General features: G+C 47.7%; 19 protein-coding genes. 15 read left to right on the forward strand and 4 right to left on the reverse strand.

All coding sequences use genetic code 11. The features are described from left to right. Positions 1-140: 140 nt before the first annotated feature. The gene (locus RG959_RS05820; RefSeq protein WP_342796322.1) at positions 141-1,208 is read left to right on the forward strand and encodes a glycosyltransferase family 4 protein; all 1,068 of its coding nucleotides are present in this window, start codon (positions 141-143) and stop codon (positions 1,206-1,208) included. 648 nt (positions 1,209-1,856) lie between these two features. Here RG959_RS05820 and RG959_RS05825 read toward each other — a convergent pair. Together RG959_RS05825 and RG959_RS05830 are read right to left on the reverse strand one after the other, a co-directional pair. Next, entirely contained in the window at positions 1,857-2,897 is a 1,041-nt protein-coding gene (locus RG959_RS05825) for an LCP family protein (RefSeq protein ID WP_342796323.1), read from the reverse strand. A gap of 84 nt (positions 2,898-2,981) precedes the next feature. After that, positions 2,982-3,620 carry a YigZ family protein gene (locus tag RG959_RS05830; protein ID WP_315694231.1) on the reverse strand — a complete coding sequence of 213 codons (639 nt, stop codon included), beginning with the start codon at positions 3,618-3,620 and terminating at the stop codon, positions 2,982-2,984. Between the two features lie 323 nt (positions 3,621-3,943). Between RG959_RS05830 and RG959_RS05835 the strand changes: the two genes are divergently transcribed. The 9 genes from RG959_RS05835 (at position 3,944) to RG959_RS05875 (ending at position 12,733) form a co-directional block, all read left to right on the forward strand. After that, positions 3,944-5,110 carry a sensor histidine kinase gene (locus RG959_RS05835; RefSeq protein ID WP_342796324.1) on the forward strand — a complete coding sequence of 389 codons (1,167 nt, stop codon included), beginning with the start codon at positions 3,944-3,946 and terminating at the stop codon, positions 5,108-5,110. A 13-nt stretch (positions 5,111-5,123) separates the two neighbouring features. Beyond that, the gene (locus RG959_RS05840; RefSeq protein ID WP_342796325.1) at positions 5,124-5,804 is read left to right on the forward strand and encodes a response regulator; all 681 of its coding nucleotides are present in this window, start codon (positions 5,124-5,126) and stop codon (positions 5,802-5,804) included. Between the two features lie 133 nt (positions 5,805-5,937). Next, positions 5,938-6,123 (forward strand): hypothetical protein, encoded by a 186-nt coding sequence (locus tag RG959_RS05845; RefSeq protein WP_251274686.1) that lies wholly within the window; start codon positions 5,938-5,940, stop codon positions 6,121-6,123. 132 nt (positions 6,124-6,255) lie between these two features. Continuing rightward, positions 6,256-6,810 carry a YybH family protein gene (locus RG959_RS05850; protein ID WP_342796326.1) on the forward strand — a complete coding sequence of 185 codons (555 nt, stop codon included), beginning with the start codon at positions 6,256-6,258 and terminating at the stop codon, positions 6,808-6,810. 30 nt (positions 6,811-6,840) lie between these two features. Next, positions 6,841-7,308 carry an S-ribosylhomocysteine lyase gene (locus tag RG959_RS05855; RefSeq protein WP_251274684.1) on the forward strand — a complete coding sequence of 156 codons (468 nt, stop codon included), beginning with the start codon at positions 6,841-6,843 and terminating at the stop codon, positions 7,306-7,308. Positions 7,309-7,450: 142 nt separating this feature from the next. Then, on the forward strand, positions 7,451-9,274 hold the full coding sequence (locus tag RG959_RS05860; RefSeq protein ID WP_342796327.1) for a sigma-54-dependent Fis family transcriptional regulator: 1,824 nt from the start codon (positions 7,451-7,453) through the stop codon (positions 9,272-9,274). 201 nt (positions 9,275-9,475) lie between these two features. Beyond that, complete coding sequence (locus RG959_RS05865) at positions 9,476-10,435, forward strand: thiamine pyrophosphate-dependent dehydrogenase E1 component subunit alpha (protein ID WP_342796431.1); 960 nt, start codon at positions 9,476-9,478, stop codon at positions 10,433-10,435. Then, positions 10,432-11,460, forward strand: a complete 1,029-nt coding sequence (locus RG959_RS05870; protein ID WP_342796328.1) for an alpha-ketoacid dehydrogenase subunit beta — start codon at positions 10,432-10,434, stop codon at positions 11,458-11,460. Before RG959_RS05865 ends, RG959_RS05870 begins: the two co-directional genes overlap by 4 nt. A gap of 13 nt (positions 11,461-11,473) precedes the next feature. Continuing rightward, positions 11,474-12,733: a dihydrolipoamide acetyltransferase family protein gene (locus RG959_RS05875; RefSeq protein WP_342796329.1), complete on the forward strand. Its 1,260-nt coding sequence runs from the start codon at positions 11,474-11,476 to the stop codon at positions 12,731-12,733. Positions 12,734-12,917: 184 nt separating this feature from the next. Here RG959_RS05875 and RG959_RS05880 read toward each other — a convergent pair whose 3' ends face one another. Then, positions 12,918-13,853, reverse strand: coding sequence for a DMT family transporter (locus RG959_RS05880; protein ID WP_342796330.1), 936 nt, complete (start codon positions 13,851-13,853; stop codon positions 12,918-12,920). Between the two features lie 106 nt (positions 13,854-13,959). On the opposite strand from RG959_RS05880, the gene RG959_RS05885 reads away from it, so the two are divergent. Beyond that, on the forward strand, positions 13,960-14,814 hold the full coding sequence (locus tag RG959_RS05885) for a DegV family protein (RefSeq protein ID WP_342796331.1): 855 nt from the start codon (positions 13,960-13,962) through the stop codon (positions 14,812-14,814). A gap of 57 nt (positions 14,815-14,871) precedes the next feature. Here RG959_RS05885 and RG959_RS05890 read toward each other — a convergent pair whose 3' ends face one another. Further along, on the reverse strand, positions 14,872-17,166 hold the full coding sequence (locus tag RG959_RS05890; RefSeq protein ID WP_342796332.1) for an S-layer homology domain-containing protein: 2,295 nt from the start codon (positions 17,164-17,166) through the stop codon (positions 14,872-14,874). Positions 17,167-17,313: 147 nt separating this feature from the next. Here RG959_RS05890 and RG959_RS05895 point away from each other — a divergent pair, with 147 nt between their 5' ends. From RG959_RS05895 to flgM, 4 genes are all read left to right on the forward strand, one after another. Then, a complete protein-coding gene (locus RG959_RS05895) occupies positions 17,314-18,621 on the forward strand; it encodes an ATP-dependent helicase ComFA (RefSeq protein ID WP_342796333.1) in 1,308 nt (435 codons plus the stop codon). Further along, positions 18,618-19,280 (forward strand): ComFC family protein, encoded by a 663-nt coding sequence (locus tag RG959_RS05900; RefSeq protein ID WP_342796334.1) that lies wholly within the window; start codon positions 18,618-18,620, stop codon positions 19,278-19,280. Before RG959_RS05895 ends, RG959_RS05900 begins: the two co-directional genes overlap by 4 nt. A gap of 58 nt (positions 19,281-19,338) precedes the next feature. Beyond that, a complete protein-coding gene (locus tag RG959_RS05905) occupies positions 19,339-19,749 on the forward strand; it encodes a TIGR03826 family flagellar region protein (RefSeq protein ID WP_342796335.1) in 411 nt (136 codons plus the stop codon). A gap of 278 nt (positions 19,750-20,027) precedes the next feature. Continuing rightward, on the forward strand, positions 20,028-20,297 hold the full coding sequence (flgM, locus tag RG959_RS05910) for a flagellar biosynthesis anti-sigma factor FlgM (protein WP_251274674.1): 270 nt from the start codon (positions 20,028-20,030) through the stop codon (positions 20,295-20,297). The last annotated feature ends 42 nt before the right edge of the window (positions 20,298-20,339 follow it).

The raw sequence follows: 20,339 nt of genomic DNA on the forward strand, positions 1-20,339 counted from the left end.
TGAAAGAAAATATCAGGTCTTTTTCATGTTTATGGTGGATATAATGATGGTTTGGGCTTATAATGTTGAAATTGAGGGCAAATAAAAATAATGACGTTCATCATATACACTATGCTTCTGGCCAACAGAGGGAGGATCTTATGGTTGTTGCTTTTATTATCTGTGTACTGGCTTCTCTAGCCATTACACCACTTGTGAAAAAATTCGCTGTCGCCATTGGAGCTGTTGACAAACCAAACTACCGGAAAGTGCATCAGCGTATTATGCCGCGTATGGGCGGGCTGGCCATCTTTATCAGCTTCTTGATTGGCATGCTTGTTTTGCGTCCAGATGCACCGTACGATCTGCCGCTGATGAACCCCGCTATTATCATTGGAAGTTTTATTATTATCCTGACGGGCGTGTTTGATGACCGCTTTGAGCTTTCCGCAAAAGTAAAGCTTGCCGGCCAAATTGCAGCTGCTCTTGTGGTCGTTGTCTATGGAGATGTCCGCCTTGATTTCTTTAACCTGCCGTTTGGCGGGACCATTGAATTCAACAGCTTTTTAAGTATTCCATTGACGATTATCTGGATTGTGGCGATTACAAATGCCATTAATTTAATCGATGGTCTGGACGGACTGGCAGCCGGTGTTTCAACGATTGCTTTATTTACCATCAGTTTTATGGCCTTTTTGAAAGGCGATGTGTATGTTATGAGCATCGCGCTTATTGTGGCGGCCAGCACAATCGGCTTTTTAAAGTACAATTTCCATCCTGCAAAAATCTTTATGGGAGACACGGGCGCGCTGTTTCTCGGCTTTATTATTTCCGTCGTATCTCTGCTTGGCTTTAAAAATATCACCGTCGTTTCATTAATCATTCCGATTATTATCCTGGGTGTGCCGATTTCGGATACTATTTTTGCGATTATCCGCCGGAAGCTGAACAAGCAGCCCATTTCTGCACCAGATAAATCGCATCTTCATCACTGCCTGCTTCGGACAGGCTATACACATAAACAAACCGTTTTGATCATTTATATGATCGCGATGATGTTTGGTCTTGCGGCGATTATTTTCTCAATGGCCACGCTGTGGGGTGCCATTATTATGATGGCTGTGATTACCATTGCCATTGAAATTTTCGTTGAAAGCATCGGGCTTATCGGCAATGACTATAAGCCGCTTTTGAACTTTGTCAGAGGCGGAACGAAAAAGAATATGTAATTAGTAAAAACCGCTGTCCAGAAGACGGCGGTTTTTTTATGTAAACGATACAGTACAACAGGGAGCTGTCAGCAGCCAAAAAACCCGCTATCAACAAGGATAGCGGGTTTAAATTGTAGACAAATAAAATCTATTGCCAAAGGATTTCTTTTTATGAAGGGCATGCAGGAGGCTGGGATGAGAGCCGATAAGGCGGCGGACGCGCGGCTTCGCTTTCCATGGGGCAGGCGCTGAGCCCGTCTCTGCCGCATAGTAGCCCAGCCGGTCTCAGCCGGCCCGCTTGTCCCATAGGAGTCTTCGCCGCACACCCGCCGCCTGTGCGGTTAAACAAGACTGCACAGCTTGATAGATACACTTGCTCTATCACCAAAGCAGTAAAAGTGCATGTGGAGATGCTCTCTTTGCTGCTTTTTCGAAACAAATGGGGAAGCCGGCCGGACGAAGACTCCTGAGGGATGCACAGAGAGTCGGGAGACCCCGCAGGCGTGTGCGCCGAGGAGGCTCCCGCACTGCCCGCGGAAAGCGAAGTCCGTCCGGCTTCTCCTATCGGCTCTTTTTAAGAAGCGATGTTTCCCAAAAAGGCTCTTACCCGTTTTCGGCGGTGAAAACTTTTATAAAAAAGACTGTCGACAAAGTCGACAGTCTTTTTTATTCTGTGCTGTATGATTCATCTTCGGATTCGCTGTCTTCATCTGAATCATCGGCTGGCTCGATATCAAGGTGACGCTGCAATTTGCCTTTAATCACTTCAAGTTCTGTTTCATCCGGCCGGTAAATATAAGCACCTGAAGGTAAGAAGTCGTCTGTTCCTTTAAGAGCAAGGGACTCATAATTTAAGCCTTGGTCAGTTTCTGCATACGTAATGAGCGATTTCATTTCACTGAACGTCAGGTTTGTCCGCATGTTAGAACCAACTGCTTCTAGTAGTTCATCATATTTCGTAATGGAGTTAAATGAAGTCGCTTTTTTTGCAATGGCCTGAAGGATCTGCTGCTGACGTTTGCCGCGCTCAATATCGCTGTCAGCATGACGTGTGCGGGCCACCGCTAATGCTTCTTCTCCATTTAATGTTTGAAGTCCTTCTTTAACGTACGTATAGTGGACGTCGCTTGAATCTTTTTCTCTAATGTCGTACGGCACATTAAATTTAATGCCGTCCAATGCGTTGACGACGTCAACGAAAGCGTAGAAGTTTAAGCGCACGTAGTAGTCGACTGGTACATCAAGCAGTTCCTCAACCGTTTCAATCGTAGCCGTCGGGCCGCCGACAACGTGTGCGTGGTTAATTTTATTGTAATCATCTTCTTCTGGGATATACGCATACGTGTCACGTGGAATACTGAGCATTTTAATCGTTTTGTCTTTTACATTTAATGTAGCTAAAACGAGGGCATCCGTTCGGGAATTATCTCCATATTTCCGTTTGTTGTTATCATCAATCCCCATAAACAAAATTGAAATGTTATCCTCAAGCGGATGAACGTCCGCATCACGCAGGGCCGATTTTTCGCGTCCGTCCGTCATATAAGAATCTGATACAATCGTCTCGGCTTTCTTATAAAGAAAGGCACCGTAGCCTGCACCAGTAAAAACAACGAGCAGCAGCGGAAGAAAAAGCGTAAAAAACAAAATTCGGCGTTTTTGCGTTTTCTTTCGGCGCCGACCCATGCGTTGATTGGGTGAACTCATGTATTTATCTCCTTTTAGATGTAATAATCAAATTTAGAACCATCTGTTATTTTACTATGAAAGGATAAGTTCGTTCAAATTTTTTTAAAATTCGACGTCTTTTTCCATGTATAAAACGTCGCCTTCTTTGAAAGCGGCTTGCCCGTTTGTCAGTTCCGTTATCCATCCGCAAAAAGTGTCGGCTTGTCCTTCTTCCACAAACACGTCCACTTCTACGCCTTCTGCATATCGGATTTCTTTTAATTCATAAATGGAGGCACGCAGTTCGTTTTCAATTTTGCCAAGCCATGTATAATCAATCGAGGCTGTCATAACCTTCATAAGACGGCGTTCGACAATGCCGGCTGCATTCAAGCCTTCGGATGCGGCTTTGCCGTATGCGCGGATCAGGCCGCCTGCTCCGAGTTTAATGCCGCCGAAGTAACGTGTTACTACGATCGCGGTATCTTTCAGTTCTCTTTTTTTAATGACTTCCAAAATAGGCAGGCCAGCAGTGCCGGACGGTTCGCCATCATCGTTTGCTTTTTGAATGTGGTCGTGCTCGCCAATCATATAAGCAGAGCAGTTATGCGTTGCATTCCAGTGCTGTTTTTTAATTTGGTCAATAAACGCGATCGCTTCCTCAGCAGATTCTACTCTCGCGGTATGGGCGATAAAACGCGATTTTTGAATGACAATTTCATGAGTGCCGGCTGTTTTCACCGTTTTGTAGTAAGATAACAAAAAAAATTCCTCCTTATTAGGTTTGAAAATGAAAAATAAGGGTACTCGGTATTGATAGTTTATCGTAAAGGAAAAAAGTCCGGATGAAAAGAGACATGCTTCGAAATACTTTTAAACGAATCGTAAATAAACTTTAATGTTCGTTTCCTGCTGTAATGATATAATGAGAATGTCCTTTCCGTGTGAGGTTTTCACCGGGTCTTTTTTGAGTGATTTAAGGTAAACTATGCATTATTTCCACCATCAAAAGATATAGCTGTGTGAAATAGGTGCTGTATCTTTTGGGCAGGTCCCCATTCATTTCATTTGGAAGGAAACCGCTTATGTTAATGCGAAACTCGGATACCAAACTTCTTGATACAATTTTGGATAAAATGGTGGAAACCGTTGATCAAAGCAAAGGTCAAATTTTTTCAATTGCTGAACAAAGCAGGGTTGATTATGAAGCCCTATTGAAAGAGCTCCAGCAGATCAAAAGCCACATTCATTCCTCCATTGTAGAACAGGAAGAACTGGAACGAAAAGTGAAAATGGCACGAAAACGGCTTTCAGAAGTAAGCCGTGACTTTTCTGTACATTCAGAGGAAGTTGTGCGCAAGGCCTATGAACAGGCCCATGATTTACAAGTGAAGCTGCTCGTTATGCGGCAAAACGAAAAGCAGCTCATAGACCGCCGCAATGAACTGGACCGCCGGCTTTTAGCCGTACATACAACGATCGAGCGGGCGGAGCAGCTTATTTCACAAACCGCTGTTGTCCTGAACTATTTAACCCAGGATATGAAGGCGTTCGGCCGGGCGCTTGAAGATGCCCAGTCCAAGCAGGCTTTTGGCCTGCAGGTGATGGAAGCACAGGAAGAAGAACGAAAGCGTTTATCCCGCGAGATTCATGACGGGCCGGCTCAGATGATGGCGAACGTATTAATGCGTTCCGATTTAATCGAGAAGCTGTACCGCGAACGGGGCGTGGAGGCGGCCTTCAAGGAAATTCGCGACCTGAAAAAAATGGTTCGCTCCGCATTGTATGAAGTGCGCCGGATTATTTACGATCTGCGTCCGATGGCGCTTGATGACCTTGGCTTGATTCCAACGCTTAAAAAGTATTTAGCTACTGTCAGCGAATACAGCCGTTCCCAAAATGCTGTGCCGAACCTCACGTTTTCCAACATCGGTCTTGAAAAACGGCTTCCATCTAATATGGAAGTAGCGCTGTTCCGGCTGATTCAGGAGTCCGTCCAAAATGCATTAAAACATGCAAATGCAACTGAGATTCAAGTAAAACTGGAAATAAAAAAAGAGCAAGTATTAGCTGTTGTGAAAGACAACGGCAAAGGCTTTGACGTAAACAAGAAAAAATCAGGCTCTTTTGGCATAATGGGAATGAAAGAGCGAATTGACCTGCTGGATGGAGACATTACAATTCGGTCGAAACCAGATGAAGGAACAGTCGTTTTAATCAGCGTCCCAATAATTGAGCAGCCATTGACTTAGAGGAGGAAAGACGATGACAACGAAAATTGTTATTATTGATGACCATCAATTATTCCGTGAAGGGGTAAAACGTATTCTTGATTTTGAAGAGTCGTTTGAAGTGCTTGCAGAGGGAGATGACGGAACGGAAGCACTTTCGCTCGTTGAAGAGCACGACCCGGATGTTGTCATTATGGATATTAACATGCCGGAAGTGAATGGCGTGGAAGCAACACGCAAGCTCGTGGATAAACACCCGGACACAAAAGTTATTATTTTGTCGATTCACGATGATGAAAACTATGTAACCCATGCCCTTCAGTCCGGCGCACTCGGTTACCTGCTGAAAGAAATGGATGCAGAAGAGCTCGTAGAAGCAGTTAAAGTGGTGGCAGATGGCGGATCGTATCTTCACCCGCGTGTGACGCACAACCTGATTGCGGATTACCGCCGTCTTTCAACAGATGACGGAAAAGGAAAAGGCTTCCAACAAACAGAGGTTGTCCGGCCGCTTCATCTGCTGACACGCCGCGAGTGCGAAGTACTTCAGCTGCTGGCTGACGGGAAAAGCAACCGTGGTATCGGGGAAGCTCTTTATATCAGTGAAAAAACAGTTAAAAACCATGTGAGTAACATCTTGCAAAAAATGAACGTAAATGACCGCACACAAGCTGTTGTAACAGCCATCAAAAAAGGCTGGGTAGAAGTTCGCTAAAAAAGTCCCTTTATGGGGCTTTTTTTGTAGAAGAACGACGGATAACAAGGGTCGGCACCTATTCACCATGGTAACCGGGCACTCACCACCCTTTCTTTTGCTGCATACACTACAAGCGAAAGGAGCGATGAAGATGAGTCCGTTCAACGTACGCCCGCCTTATTATTATCCGTATCCGCCATACCCGCCGTATTATCAGCCTCCTTATTACTATGGTGGCTATCAGAATCCATTTTTAGGTGGATTTTTCGGCGGATTAACAGGAAGCTTATTGACGCCGTTTTTCTACGGCCGTCCGCCCTTCAGACGTTATTATTGAAAAAACGGCCTGCGCTGGTTGAGCGCGGGCCTTTTTTCTTTTACAATAAAAGAGAAATAAGGATCAAAGGCGGGAGGTGCGGTGCCTTGCCGTACTTCTTTTGGACAGGCCTTGGAAGGATGTGCACGGACGGTGAACCATAAATGGACAGCTGCTCTTTTTTTAACCGGTGTACTGCTCGCAGGATGCGGCGAGAAAAACGACCAAGCCGCTTACTCAGCAGAGGACGGTGAATCAAGCCGCACCGGGCAGGAAACACACGGAACGGCCGAAACAGGAGAAAGTAACACTGCACGGGCGCCTATTGAAGAAGCAAAAAACATCCCCCCCGAGGAAAGGACCGCTATTTTGGCTGCGCTGAACCAGCAAATCCAGTCATTCAATCACAAAGATCTTGATGGCTATATGGCGACTATTTCCGAACATCCAAAGTCATTTGATTATGATGAAGAAAAAGCATATGTACAAAAGGTATTTCAAACATTTGATGCTGTGATGGAGCCGGCAAATATAACGATTATCCAGTTCGATCAAACGGCCCAAACCGCCAACGTTTTCATGAATATGAAATCGACGTCGAAGGATATCAAAACAGGCAAAGAAGTCAGCCAGACCACCCGGCAGATGATGGTATTTCAAAAAGAAGAGGGCAGCTGGAAGCAAGTTTCCCTTTTTGCGATGGAATGATATAGTAAAAAGAAAAGAGGTTTTTTAAACATGACAAAAGAAATGAATGTAGAAAGCTTTAATTTAGACCATACAAAAGTAAAAGCGCCTTATGTCCGCCTTGCCGGCGTAAAAGAAGGCCAAAACGGGGACAAAATTTTAAAATATGATATTCGTTTCTGCCAGCCGAACAAAGAGCACATGGAAATGCCGGCTCTTCATTCATTGGAGCACATGATGGCGGAATTCAGCCGTAACCATTCGGATAAAATTGTCGACATCAGCCCAATGGGATGCCAGACAGGCTACTACATCGCTGTGATCAATCATGAAGATTACGATGACATTTTAAACATCCTTGAAAAAACATTACAAGACGTGCTGGAAGCGACAGAAGTGCCTGCCTGCAACGAAGTACAATGCGGCTGGGCAGCAAGCCACAGCCTGGAAGGCGCAAAAGAAATCGCGCGCAATATGCTTGCTAAACGTCAAGAATGGACAGAAGTATTTGCCGGGTAAGCCGTGTGCTGACAAGCGGATAAAAGGAATCGCCTTTTATCCGCTTTTTTGTTTTGCCATGGGGGAGCGTATGAAGAACCGGAAGGAAAGGCTTTTGAGCGGAGGCAGGCATGTTTCATTTTCAAAACGGGGAGGTTTTTCAATGACCAATGAAACAGTAAATCGGAATGTATGGCAGCGCTTCGTGAGAGAAGGAGTGCTCGATACGGCACGTCTGCAAAAACGGATTGAGGAGTCCTGGTATCTATGCCAGAAAAGCGGGGTTAATCCATACGACGGCAAAGGAAGCGACATTTTAACACCGGATCAGCTTCGCACGCGGCTGGAGAAAAATGACCGGCTTGCTTCGATTGCAGCTCCCATTATGGAGAAAATGATCACTTCGATCCGCCAGGCAAACACGATCATCCTGCTTATTGATAAGGACGGCTACATTTTAGCAGCGCGCGGTCCGGATCCGGCTTTAAAGCAGGCTTCTAAGATCAATTTTATAGAAGGCTCCAGATGGACAGAAGATGTCGTTGGCACGAACGCAGTTGGAACCGCTCTCAGAACAGGAGAAGCCATTACAGTGGTCGGTACGGAGCATTATTCGATCGCCTCCCAGCATTTTTCCTGCTCAGCGGCTCCCATCCACGCGCCGGACGGTACGCTTTTAGGTGTATTGGACATCACAAGCCCCGTGGAGGATTCCCGTCATGAACATATGCTGGCAGCTGTTTGTGCCGCCTCTTTTGCGGTCGAGCAGCAGTGGGCAGCGATGGAGAAATTGGACGAGCAGTCGCTCATTATGACGGCCTCTTTTTATCGCCAGCACCCCGCTCCGATTGCAGCGGTTTCTGCATCCGGTTTGGTTGTATGGATGAACGACACGATGAAAGAGAAGTGTCAAATGACCGTGCCGTTTCCGCTTGAGGATCTGCCAGACAGAGCATGGATACAGGATGTAATGCGGGATGTATTCGATGAACCGCGCTCCTATCAAATCGGACGCCTCGTTCAGTTTTCAGCTGCAAAAAAAGCACCGGCTGCGCCCGGCTGGATCAATACCTTTCATTACAATGGGGTCATTGGTACAGCAGAACCATTCCAGCATGTGCTTTGGCAGGCAGAACGCGTCGCTAAAACAGACGCAGCCGTGCACATTCACGGTGAAACCGGCACAGGAAAAGAAATTTTGGCGCGGGCTATTCACGAAAACAGCAGCCGCCAAAATGGGCCGTTCATTGCCGTAAACTGTGGTGCCATCCCGCCTTCATTGATGGAAAGCGAGTTATTCGGCTACGAAGGAGGCTCTTTTACAGGCGCAAGCAGAAACGGCCGCCGGGGGAAAATCCGTGATGCAGACGGAGGTACGCTGTTTCTGGATGAAATCGGTGATATATCAGAGCAAATGCAGATTTCACTGCTGCGTGTTTTACAGGAGCAGGAGGTCATGCCAGTCGGTGCCTCCAAGCCCATCCCGGTTAATATTCGGATTATTACCGCTACCCATCGGAACTTAATTGATCTTGTAAAGAAAGGACAGCTGCGTGAGGATCTTTTTTACCGGATTTATGTGTTTCCATTGAGCCTGCCGCCGCTTCGCCACCGGCTTTGCGATCTTGAGCGGTTTATCCAGGACTACCAGAAACGGACACATTGGAAAGGAACGGTTCCAGCGCCTCTCCTGCATGTTCTGAAGCAGCACGCATTCCCGGGAAACTTCCGCGAGCTGTTTAATATTTTGGATCGCATTCGTATTTTGTATGGCGATGATGTACCAGCGAATTTATCGCCGGCGGACTGCATGATCTCATTTGAGACAGAGGATGAGAAACAATGGACGAGCCGCCAGGAAATCGAACGGGAAGAATTTATGCGGGTATTGAAAGAAGCAAAAGGCCATGCTCCCACTGCAGCAAAACAGCTTGGAATGCCCCGCAGCACTTTTTACCGGAAGCTGAAACAATATGAGATGAATTGAGACATGGTGGGACAGCGGCGGGAAAAATGATGTTTTGGGCTGGAATATTCCTTTATTCGGGTGCTTTCTCGAATTGGCACGATGTTTGCATTAAGGATACTGAAAGCGTTTTCTATTTCATTTATCAATGAAAGGGAGAGGGTACCAGTGTCACAAACGCAAACAAACCAGCCGACTATTTCGAAAGAAGAAGCCACATGGATGTTTCAAAAAATGCTCGAAATACGCCACTTTGAAGACCGGGTTCACGATATTTTCGGAACGGGAATTCTGCCTGGCTTTGTTCATTTGTATGCAGGGGAAGAAGCGATTGCAGTCGGCCTTTGCGCTCATCTCGACGATAAGGACTACATTACAAGCACCCATCGCGGCCATGGCCACTGTATTGCCAAAGGCTGTGATTTAGATGGCATGATGGCAGAGATTTACGGAAGAGCGACCGGGCTCTGCAAAGGCAAAGGCGGCTCGATGCATATTGCTGATGTAGAAAAAGGAATGCTAGGAGCCAATGGAATTGTGGGCGGAGGATTTCCACTGGCTGTCGGGGCCGGCTTGACGCATAAATTGAAAAAAACAGGCGGCGTGGCGGTTTGCTTTTTCGGGGATGGCGCCAATAACCACGGAACGTTCCATGAAGGCATTAACATGGCAGCGATCTGGAACTTACCGGTTATTTTTGTCGCGGAAAACAATGGATTTGCGGAAGCGACGCCTTTCCACTACGCCTCCAGCTGTAAATCGATTGCTGACCGGGCCGTCGGATACGGCATTCCAGGCGAAACGGTAGACGGAAAAGATGTGATGGCGGTACGGGAAGCAGCGCAGCGGGCAGTAGAGCGGGCCCGTAACGGTGAAGGACCGACATTAATCGAATGTATCACGTATCGGAACTACGGCCATTTTGAAGGGGATGCCCAGACATATAAAGGCGAAGAGAAAGTCAAGCATCTGGATGACCTCGATGCCATTAAAAAGTTTTACACATACTTAACCGAGCAGGGGATTATGACCGAAGCGGAGCTCGACCAAATGGATGACGATGTGCGGAGCGCCGTGGATCGTGCCGTCGAGTTTGCGGAAAAAAGCCCATATCCGCTTCCAGAGCAGCTAATGGAAGACGTGTATGTATCGTATAAAACAGATGGAGGTGCTGCACGATGACGCGTCAAATCACTTTTTCACAGGCCGTAAATGAAGCGATGGCTCTTTCAATGAGAGAAGATCAGGATGTGATTCTGCTCGGTGAAGATGTAGCGGGCGGCGCAGCGGTAGACCACTTGCAGGATGAAGAAGCCTGGGGAGGCGTAATGGGGGTTACAAAAGGACTTGTACAGGAGTTTGGCCGGGAGCGGGTTATTGATACACCGATAGCGGAAGCGGGCTACGTCGGTGCAGCGGTGACCGCGGCTGCTACTGGAATGCGCCCGATTGCCGAGCTGATGTTTAATGACTTTATCGGCAGCTGTCTGGATGAAGTGATGAACCAGGGGGCTAAGCTGCGCTACATGTTTGGCGGAAAAGCGAAAGTGCCGCTCACCATTCGGACGATGCATGGTGCAGGCTTCCGTGCTGCAGCTCAGCACTCTCAAAGCTTGTATGCCTTTTTTACGCACATTCCAGGTCTTAAAGTCGTCATTCCATCCACTCCATATGATGCGAAAGGGCTTCTTCTCGAATCTATTTTTGATGATGATTTGGTCGTCTTTTTTGAAGACAAAACGCTTTATACGATGAAAGGAGAAGTGCCGGAAGGGTCATACCGCATTCCATTTGGAAAAGCCGATATTAAGCGGAAAGGGGAAGACGTGACCATTGTAGCGATCGGTAAAATGGTGCATACCGCCATCAAAGCAGCGGCTGAGCTGTCCCAAAATGGAGTAGAGGCCGAAATTATCGACCCGCGCACTCTGTCACCGCTTGATGAGGATACAATTCTATCGTCGGTTGAAAAAACAGGGCGGCTTATTGTCGTGGACGAAGCCAACCCGCGCTGCAGTGCCGCAACCGACATCGCTGCTCTTGTCGCTGATAAAGGGTTTGACTATCTGGATGCGCCAATCAAAATGGTCACCGCGCCGCATACACCGGTTCCGTTTGCTCCATCTTTGGAAGACATTTATTTGCCAACACCAGATAAAATCATCAAAGCCGTTCAGGAAATGACCGGCAGCGAATTGGTGATATAAAGGGGGATTAGCGATGGCTGTAAAGTTGATTATGCCGAAGCTCGGTATGGGGATGGAAGAAGGAACGATCGTTGAATGGCTGAAGCAGGAGGGCGATGAAGTAAAAAAAGGGGATTCAGTCGCCGTGATCAGCTCAGACAAAATTGAGAAAGATATAGAAGCGCCGGCAGACGGGATTTTGCTGAAAATCGAGGCGTCTTCAGATGAAGTGGTAAAAGTCGGCGAAGCAATCGGTTTTGTCGGTGCAGCAGGGGAAGAAGCGGAAGCGGCAAATGCGCCTCAAGCGGAGCTTCATCAGGAAGCACCGGATATGCCGGAGGAAATACCCGCTTCGATTGAACAAACACCCGAGCCGGCCGCCACAAAAGTACAAAGGAATGGCGGCAGAACCCGCATTTCACCTGCTGCCCGCAAGCTTGCCAGGAAACATGATCTGGATGTAGCCGGCATTCCGGGAACGGGGCCGAATGGGCGGATTACCCGGTCTGACGTGGAACGCCATTTAAACCACAATACACAGCCAGCCGCCGCAGCTGTTCAGCCGGCGCCGGAAGCAGACGTAGAACCGATGTCTTCCCGCTCTTCTGCATCAGGCAAACCGCTTGCCGGTATGCGTAAGGTAATTGCGGAGCGCATGTTTGACAGCCTGCAGACAACCGCGCAGCTGACCATTACGATGAGGGCAGATGTAACGGATTTAATGACGATTCGCAAGCAGATGAATGAGTCGCTGGCAGAAAGCGGCGTGAAGCTTACGCTGACTGACTTTGTCGCTAAAGCGGTCATTGCTTCGCTGAAAAAGCATCCGGAAATGAATGCGACCCTTGAGAACGGCCAGCTTGCCCTGCATGACCGCGTCCATCTCGGAATCGCAGTAGCGCTCGATGGCGGCTTGATGGTACCGGTGATCAATGATGCGTGCCGTCTGTCGCTGAGAGACTTATCCAGCCGGATCCGTTCCAATGCGGACGACGTTAGAGGCGGCAGCATCCAGGCAGAAACATTAAAAGGCTCAACGTTTACGATTACCAATCTTGGAAACTACGAGGTGGAGTTTTTTACACCTGTTTTGAACCCGCCGGAGATCGGTATTCTTGGCCTCGGCCGCGCGATGCCGGAAGCGGTGTTTGTGGGAGACGAACTGCAAAAGCGGCACATTCAGCCGCTCAGCCTGACATTCGACCACCGTGCGATTGACGGCTCCCCGGCGGCCGCTTTCCTGCAGACGCTAAAAGGGATGCTTGAACAGCCGTATCGCATGCTGGCGGAATAATCGGAAGCAGCCAAAAAAGAACATGACAGTCGAATCAAACAATCTTATCGGTACTTTCCAACAAGAAGCGCTGTTGAATGGATAGGTTAGAATGCAGAAAGGGTGTCTCTAAGCGAAGATCGGCTTATGAGACACCCTTTTTGTTCAGCTAGACTTTCAAGATGAACAGATCGAAAAAAGAGAATTACAGTGTTTTTCGGTCCTCATTCCGATTTTCCGGGCTGAAAAACAGGCGTTGGGACTTCTCTTTTCCTGCCGGGCGCCGCTCGATCGTGAACAGGACGGCTGCTAGAATACAAAGAATGCCGCCAGCCTGCCAGATCGTCAGCTTGTCTCCAAAAAGAAGAATACCGATCCAAATGGCTACCACGGGTTCGGCGACTGCTAAAATAGCTGCGCGTCCGGATTCCATTTGGGAAAGACCGGCTGTGTAGAAGCTATAAGCAAAAACCGTTGATAACACGACCAGACCAAACGTATTCCAAAGAACCGCTGGCTCCAACAGCTGCGCTTGTTTTGCCGCAAGCCCCGACATCGGTACGACGCAAAGGGAGGCCGTAAGCATCGCGTAAGCCGTGATGGTAACAGAATGATAGCGATGGGCGACAAATTTGCCGAAAATTGAATACAAGGCATAAAAAAAGCCGGATAAAAGCCCGATGAAAATAGTGCCGGCAGACATGTCCGCATCGCCGGACGGCACAAGCCCTACCGCAAGCATACAGCCGAGCACGGTTAACAAAAGCGCAATCGCTTTGCCGCTTGTCATCGGCTCTTTGAAAAAAAGGCGCGACAGCAGCACAACAAAAACCGGCCCGGTATACAAAAGCACAACAGCCAGGGAGTTTGAAGAGCGCTCCATCACAGTAAAAAAGCATAAATTAAAAAAAACGATGCTGACAATGCCGCAGCCGGCGAAAAAAAATAAATCGCGCGGCTGAATGTGAAGCAGGTTACGCTTAAAAAGGAGCAAAAAAAGAAAGAGCACTAAAGCAGAGCCGAGCACCCGCAGCGCCACCACATCGATAGGCGAGAAACCGTATGTATAAAGTCCTTGTACAAACAAACCAATCGTGCCCCATAGCGTGGCACCCGTCAAAACAAGCCATGCAGATTTCATGATCATCCCTCCTCCTCTTTATCTTACCGGAAAAGGGGTGCAAAACAACCTCTATTGGGCTAAAATGTAAGGGATATGAAAAAATGAAAAAGGCAGGTATAAGCAGATGAAGACGGCCATTTTGACCGACAGCACCGCTTATCTTCCAAAAGCGCTGCGCGAGGAGCTTAATATTTTTATGATTCCGCTCAGCGTTATTTTTGGTGAGGATGTATATCGTGAAGAGCTCGATATCACGATGGAAGAGTTTTACGGAAAAGTGAATGAAGGAGGCAGGCTGCCTACCACGTCTCAGCCGGTGATCGGCCACTTTGTTGAGCTGTATGAACAAATTGCCAAGGAATACGATGCAGTCATTGGCATTTACTTATCAAGTGAACTGAGCGGCACCTACCAGTCATCCATTACAGCCGCAGACATGGCAGCAGAATTGGATGTGTATTCATTTGATTCGGAAATCAGCTGTGCACCACAGGCTTTTTACGTGCTGCGGGCGGCAGAACTGGTCAAAGAAGGAAAAACGCCGGATGACATTTTGGCTGAGCTGACCGAGATGAAAAAATGGACGAAAGCGTACTTTATGGTAGATGATTTAAACCATTTAAAGCGGGGCGGACGCTTAAGCGGGGCACAGGCGCTGATTGGCGGCCTGCTTCAAGTAAAACCGATTCTCCATGTGGAAGACAAGCGGCTCGCGCCATTTGAAAAAATTCGAACAAGCAAAAAAGCGCTCAAACGCATTGGCGATTTGTTCGGAGAAGATTACGAGGACGGAGACAAGCTGCAGGCATCTGTGATTCATGCGAACCGGGAGGACGAAGCCCGGAAATGGACAGCGGAATTAAAGCAGCGGTTCCCGAACGCTGAAATCAGCATTTCAAGCTTCGGTCCGGTCATTGCCACACACTTGGGAGAAGGCGCCTTGGCGCTCGGCTGGACGAAAAAAAGAACGTCCGAGTAATAAATGGTCATCAAATAAAAAGAAAAAGCGCTCCAGCTTGAAGCTGGAACGCTTTTTTTATTTTGGAACGGAATTGAGTACATCTGTGATCATTTGCATTTCTTCTCTGTCGATCCGTTCTGTGCTTGCCGCACGTGTACCGCTGATCAAGTCGCCGAAGCCCTGCTCATTCAGCTTCTTCACCACTTCATCGATAAATGGACGGTTGTTTTCGACAAGATAGGTTGTTTTTGACCGGATCATTTGATCAAACACAGCGCTGCGCGGCATGCCGATTCGCTCTAGCGCTTCCTGGTTCAACAAAAGATCCAAAAGGGTTAAAAGCTCATAGTCATTGCCGGCAAAGGTTAAATCAGGATTGACCTGATACCAGAAGTCGCCCTTTCGGCCGCTGTCGGTACGAATCCATTTTGGATATAAATTCTCAATACCGGCTTTGAATTCGCGCATCGGTTTCAGATACTTTTCATCACGGGTCTGCTCATAGGCGACGATCAAGAAACGCATGCCGCCGAGTGCATGGTTAAGCGACGAATGTGTCTGCTTGGAACCAGGTTTATAGTAATCTGAAATCATATAGCTCGATGAGGTTACCGGAATGATATTGCCAAATGATTTTTGGTTTACAAGGAAGTTCGCATACGTTAAGTTATCATCCTTTAACGCTTCAATGCCGAGTGCTTCGCCTGTGTTTTTCAAAAACATCGCTGCATTTTCATTTAAACGTGTATCTACATATGGCGCTGTCGTGCCGTATGATTTTTTCAGCCACGTACTTGTGTATTCCGTATAAAAAAGCGGCTGGGTTCCTTTCGTTACTTCACCACCGGAGAACACATCAAGGTCCGCGACTCCATTTAACACAAGGTCATATAAATAACGGTCATTATGTTCCTGGTAAGCTGTCAAATAAATACCAGCCTGCATACGGTTAATACTGCGGCCATAGCCCATTTGGTAGCCTGGTTCAATCGACCAAGGAAGCTTTGTATAGGCCCCGTCTGCTGTGAGCCAGTTATTGATCGAGATATACTCAGCAATTGTGCGTTTAAACCATTCATCGCGTGTAGATGAGCTCTGGAACAAGGAATTGTCCGATACAAGCGCCCATGAATCTGAAATGGCGTTGCCTTTTACCGTCATGTTCATATTTGCCGTAACGGTATTGTCAGCCTGCTGAACGTTATAACCTGCATACTCTTGATCAAGCACACGAATGCGGGAAACGGTGCCGTCTGCATATTTCTGCTCTTTCGGAACGGCTACATAGTTTTTGCCCATCATGACTTCGCCTGTAACCGCAGAGCCTTTTTTGGCAGAAAGCACGCCAATTGGGTGGCTCGTTTCATCAATACCAAATACGTCATGGTGTTCACGGACAACGGTCCCCTGATCGCTGTATTTAGCAAGTGAATAGTTATCAGACTGTGAAAACGGCAGGGAAACAGTAGCGGAATATGTATTGTCCGCATTGTGAGTAAATTTCGTGAAGACGAATGTATCGCCGTTTGTCAGCTTGCGAAGGGTTACACGAAGAGATCCGAGTGGTTTAGAAGCATAACCCATATGGTAGTAATAATGATAGTCTGTTGATTCAATATGCTTGTCCGTTTCCTGACGGTCATATGAAAGCGGCACGCCGCGTGAGTTCATACGAACCTTTACATATTGATAATCGTTGATCGGAATAATCACTTCCTGATTATCAGCCGGTTTTGGCACTTCAATCGGCTCTTTAACGGTGCCAAGAAGTCCAAGCTTTGTCATCATCCGGTGAATAAATACAGCTGATTCGCCGCGTGTTGCTACTTTCTTTGGCAGGAATGTATTATCTGCCGTTCCGTAAATCAGTCCGTAATGCGTCATTCGCTCAACCGATGCATACGCATAAGCGCCAATTTCTTTCGCATCTGTGAAGGTTAACGGTGTACGCTCCATATAATTGCCTTTATACTGCATCGCCCGATCCAGCATAACCGCTACATCAGAACGGGTAATGGCTTCGTTCGGGAGCGCTTTTCCTTCGGTTGTCCCCTGGATGATACCGGCTTTTTTCGCAGCGGCAATTTCAGGGTAAAGGGTACTGCCAGGACCCACATCCACAAAAGCGGAATCGCCGGCAGGCAAATCAAGTGCCCGGGCAAGATACGCCAAAAACTGGCCTCTTGTTACACTCGCATAAGGACGAAAGGTTCCATCCTCATAACCCGCAATGACACCATCTGCCACAAGATCCTCGATCTCTTTTTTTGCCCAGTGGCTTGAAATATCGCTGAAGCTCTGTGCTGACACGTTAACCGCGAATAGGATCACGAGTAAAAGTGCCGTCAGGCTTCCTCCAATTTTTCGCATAAAATCCCCTTTCTTTTTTGTTTCAATGTTACAAAGAAAAGTATAGCATACCGGAAAAATGACCCAATGTTAAATTATGATGACATTCTGATAACGATTGTAATATTTATCCAGAGGAAGTATACTGAATTTGAAAGGATGTGACCTATGAAACAAGCTCTCTTTTTTTCAGGCCGTGAATTAACGGATGAAGAAATTCCGATTCTCTCCGATGTTCACTCTCTCGCTGTCCGCCCCGGCTTGTCCCATCCGCTTCTTTGCCACCGCTGCGGAAATACCTCGAACTTCTCATCCCATCCATGTGCCCGGTGCGGCACCGACTGCGCGTACTGCCGAAACTGCATTCAAATGGGCAAAATCTCATCCTGTACAACCCTGTACCGCTGGATCGGCCCCGAGCCATTGCATCCGAAGCGAGCTGGAGAGATGCACTGGTCCGGCACACTGTCGGCCGGACAGCAGGCAGCTTCCCAGCATGTTCGGCTTGCGATTGAAAATGATCGTGAACATACCGTCTGGGCCGTTGCCGGTGCCGGAAAAACAGAAGTGTTATTTGGCGGTATCGCTGAAGCTCTTCAAAATGGGAAGCGTGTCTGCATTGCCGCACCAAGAGCCGATGTTGTTCGGGAACTAGCTCCGCGCCTTCAAAATGTGTTTCCTGATACGCCGCCTGCTGTACTGTATGGAGGCAGTCCAGACCGGCACACGTACAGTCCGCTTGTGATCTCTACAACCCACCAGCTGCTCCGCTTTTTTGAAGCGTTTGACGTTATGATCGTTGATGAAGTCGATGCTTTTCCGTACACGTTTGATGCTTCGCTTCAATTTGCCGTTCAAAAAGCACGCAAAAAAATATCCTCTCTTATTTATTTAACAGCTACGCCTGAACCATCCTGGCAGGAAGACATCCACTCCGGCAGGCGGGAAGCGACCGTAATTCCGGCCCGCTATCACCGCCATCCGCTGCCTGTGCCGGAGATGAAGTGGTGTGGAAATTGGAAAAAATCGATTGTCCCCGCATCTGTTTTGGATTGGCTGAAAGAAAAAGAGAAAGCACTTCTTTTTTATCCTCATATTGAAACGATGGACAAAGCCCTTTTGACATTAAAAGAAATGGATGCACGTATCCAAAGTGTGCATGCCGAGGACCCTCTCCGCAAAGAAAAAGTCGAAGCGATGCGCAGAGGAGACATTCCGGTTTTGCTTACCACAACGATTTTAGAGCGAGGTGTGACATTCCCCGGTGTGGATGTGGCAATAGTCGGTGCAGAAGACCGGATTTTTACGGAAAGCGCCCTTGTGCAAATAGCTGGGCGTGCCGGACGAAGCGCAGACTGCCCAACCGGCATTGTGACTTTTTTTCATTATGGAAAAACAAATGCCATGGTGCGGGCCATCAGCCAGATTAACAGAATGAACAAGCTTGGAGAAGAAAAGGGGCTGCTGGATGTATGAGCCGGTGCCTGCTTTGTGAAAGTGAAACAGCAATTCAGTCATGGGCTGCTTTTTTCGGGGCAAAGGATCCGCTGCTGTGCGAAAATTGTTCCGCACCACTCAAAAAACTAACAGGCCCTTTTTGCAAAATCTGCTGCCGGGAAATGAAAGAAGCCGGAATCTGCCCGGATTGCGCTGCATGGGAGGAGGGCATCTTTCATTCTAACCATTCTTTCTATCAGTACAATCATGCCATGAAGGAACTGATCGCCCGCTTTAAGTACCGGGGAGATTATGCATTGGCGGCCCTTTTTGCACAAGATATCAGGAGGATGGCCAAGCGGTTGGATTATGACATCATCTGCCCGGTCCCGCTGTCTCTTTCGCGTCTTGCAGAGCGGCGCTTTAATCAGTCAGAGGCGCTTATTGAGCGGGCAGGACTGCCGCAGACCGCGCTTCTTGGGCGGCGTGAATCCGACAAGCAGTCTAAAAAAACACGTGCCGAGCGGATAAACGCTAGGCAGACGTTTTACCCGATCAGAGATGCAGCAGGGAAAACCATTCTTGTGATTGATGATATTTATACAACTGGCGCTACGATGCGTCTTGTGTCCGAAGTACTACAGAAAGCTGGTGCCATCTCCGTAAAAAGTATTACGATTGCCCGCAGTGGCTCTTGACAATTTGGGATCCCGCACCGAAAATAAAACAAACGAATGACAACATGAGGTGAATGGGATGAACGAGATCGTTGACTGCCCGCGCTGCGGCGCATTGTATGCTAAAAATGCCTTTCGTGATGTATGTCCAAAATGTTCCCGATCAGAAGAAGAGCTTTATCAAGCTGCTTATACATTTTTAAGAAAAAGAGAAAACCGCGCCGCAACAATGGAGCGTATTGTCGAGGTAACCGGTGCGACCGAAGAAATGATTTATAAATGGGTAAAGAAAGGACGCCTTCAAGCAGCACAGTTTCCGAACCTTGGTTATCCGTGTGACCGCTGCGGGGCTATTATCCAGCGGGGCAAGCTGTGCAATAAATGTGTTGATGAAATCGAGTCTGACCTGAAGCAGCATGACCGCGAGCAGCAATTTGCGAATGAACGCCAGGAGAGCCAGCAAACTTATTTGGGCAGACGAAATCATTAAACTCGTCTTCAGGCTGTTGGCAAACGCCCGCTTTCGGCGTCACTTGCCGGCTGTGAATGCTCATGACCCCAAAAAGGTCACTCCGCTTCTCAGCCGGCGGCGTTCCTGGAAAGTCAGACGTTTTCAATCAGCCTGCTTTCTTACTTTGTCTGCACTCTCAAACCCGTCTTTTGGCGGGGTTTTTTTATTCGAAAATTACGCCAAATTCCTCACTAAACATTTCCACCGTCTTGACGATATAATAAGCACAAGTACAAAAAGAAAGCGAGGATACGGAGATGAAAATTAACCATACACCTGGAGTAAATGGAATCAATCCGTATCAGAAGCAGCTAAAAAAAGTAGATGCGGCAAAATCAGCCAGCCCGGCAGCCGGCGATAAACTTGAAATTTCAAGCGCCGCCAAAGAGATGCAAGACTCATCCAGAATACTAGCTGAACGCCGCGAAAAAATCGCGCTTCTGAAGGAAAAGATCGCGGATGGCACATACAAGCCGGATGCAGATGCAACCGCCAAAGCCATGCTCGACTTTTACGGAAAGCTGTAACTGTCACCGGATCGCCCACAAACTATTGTTGGGCGATCTTTC

Source organism: Domibacillus sp. 8LH, assembly GCF_038806185.1.
Classification (GTDB): Bacteria; Bacillota; Bacilli; order Bacillales; family Domibacillaceae; genus Domibacillus; species Domibacillus indicus_A.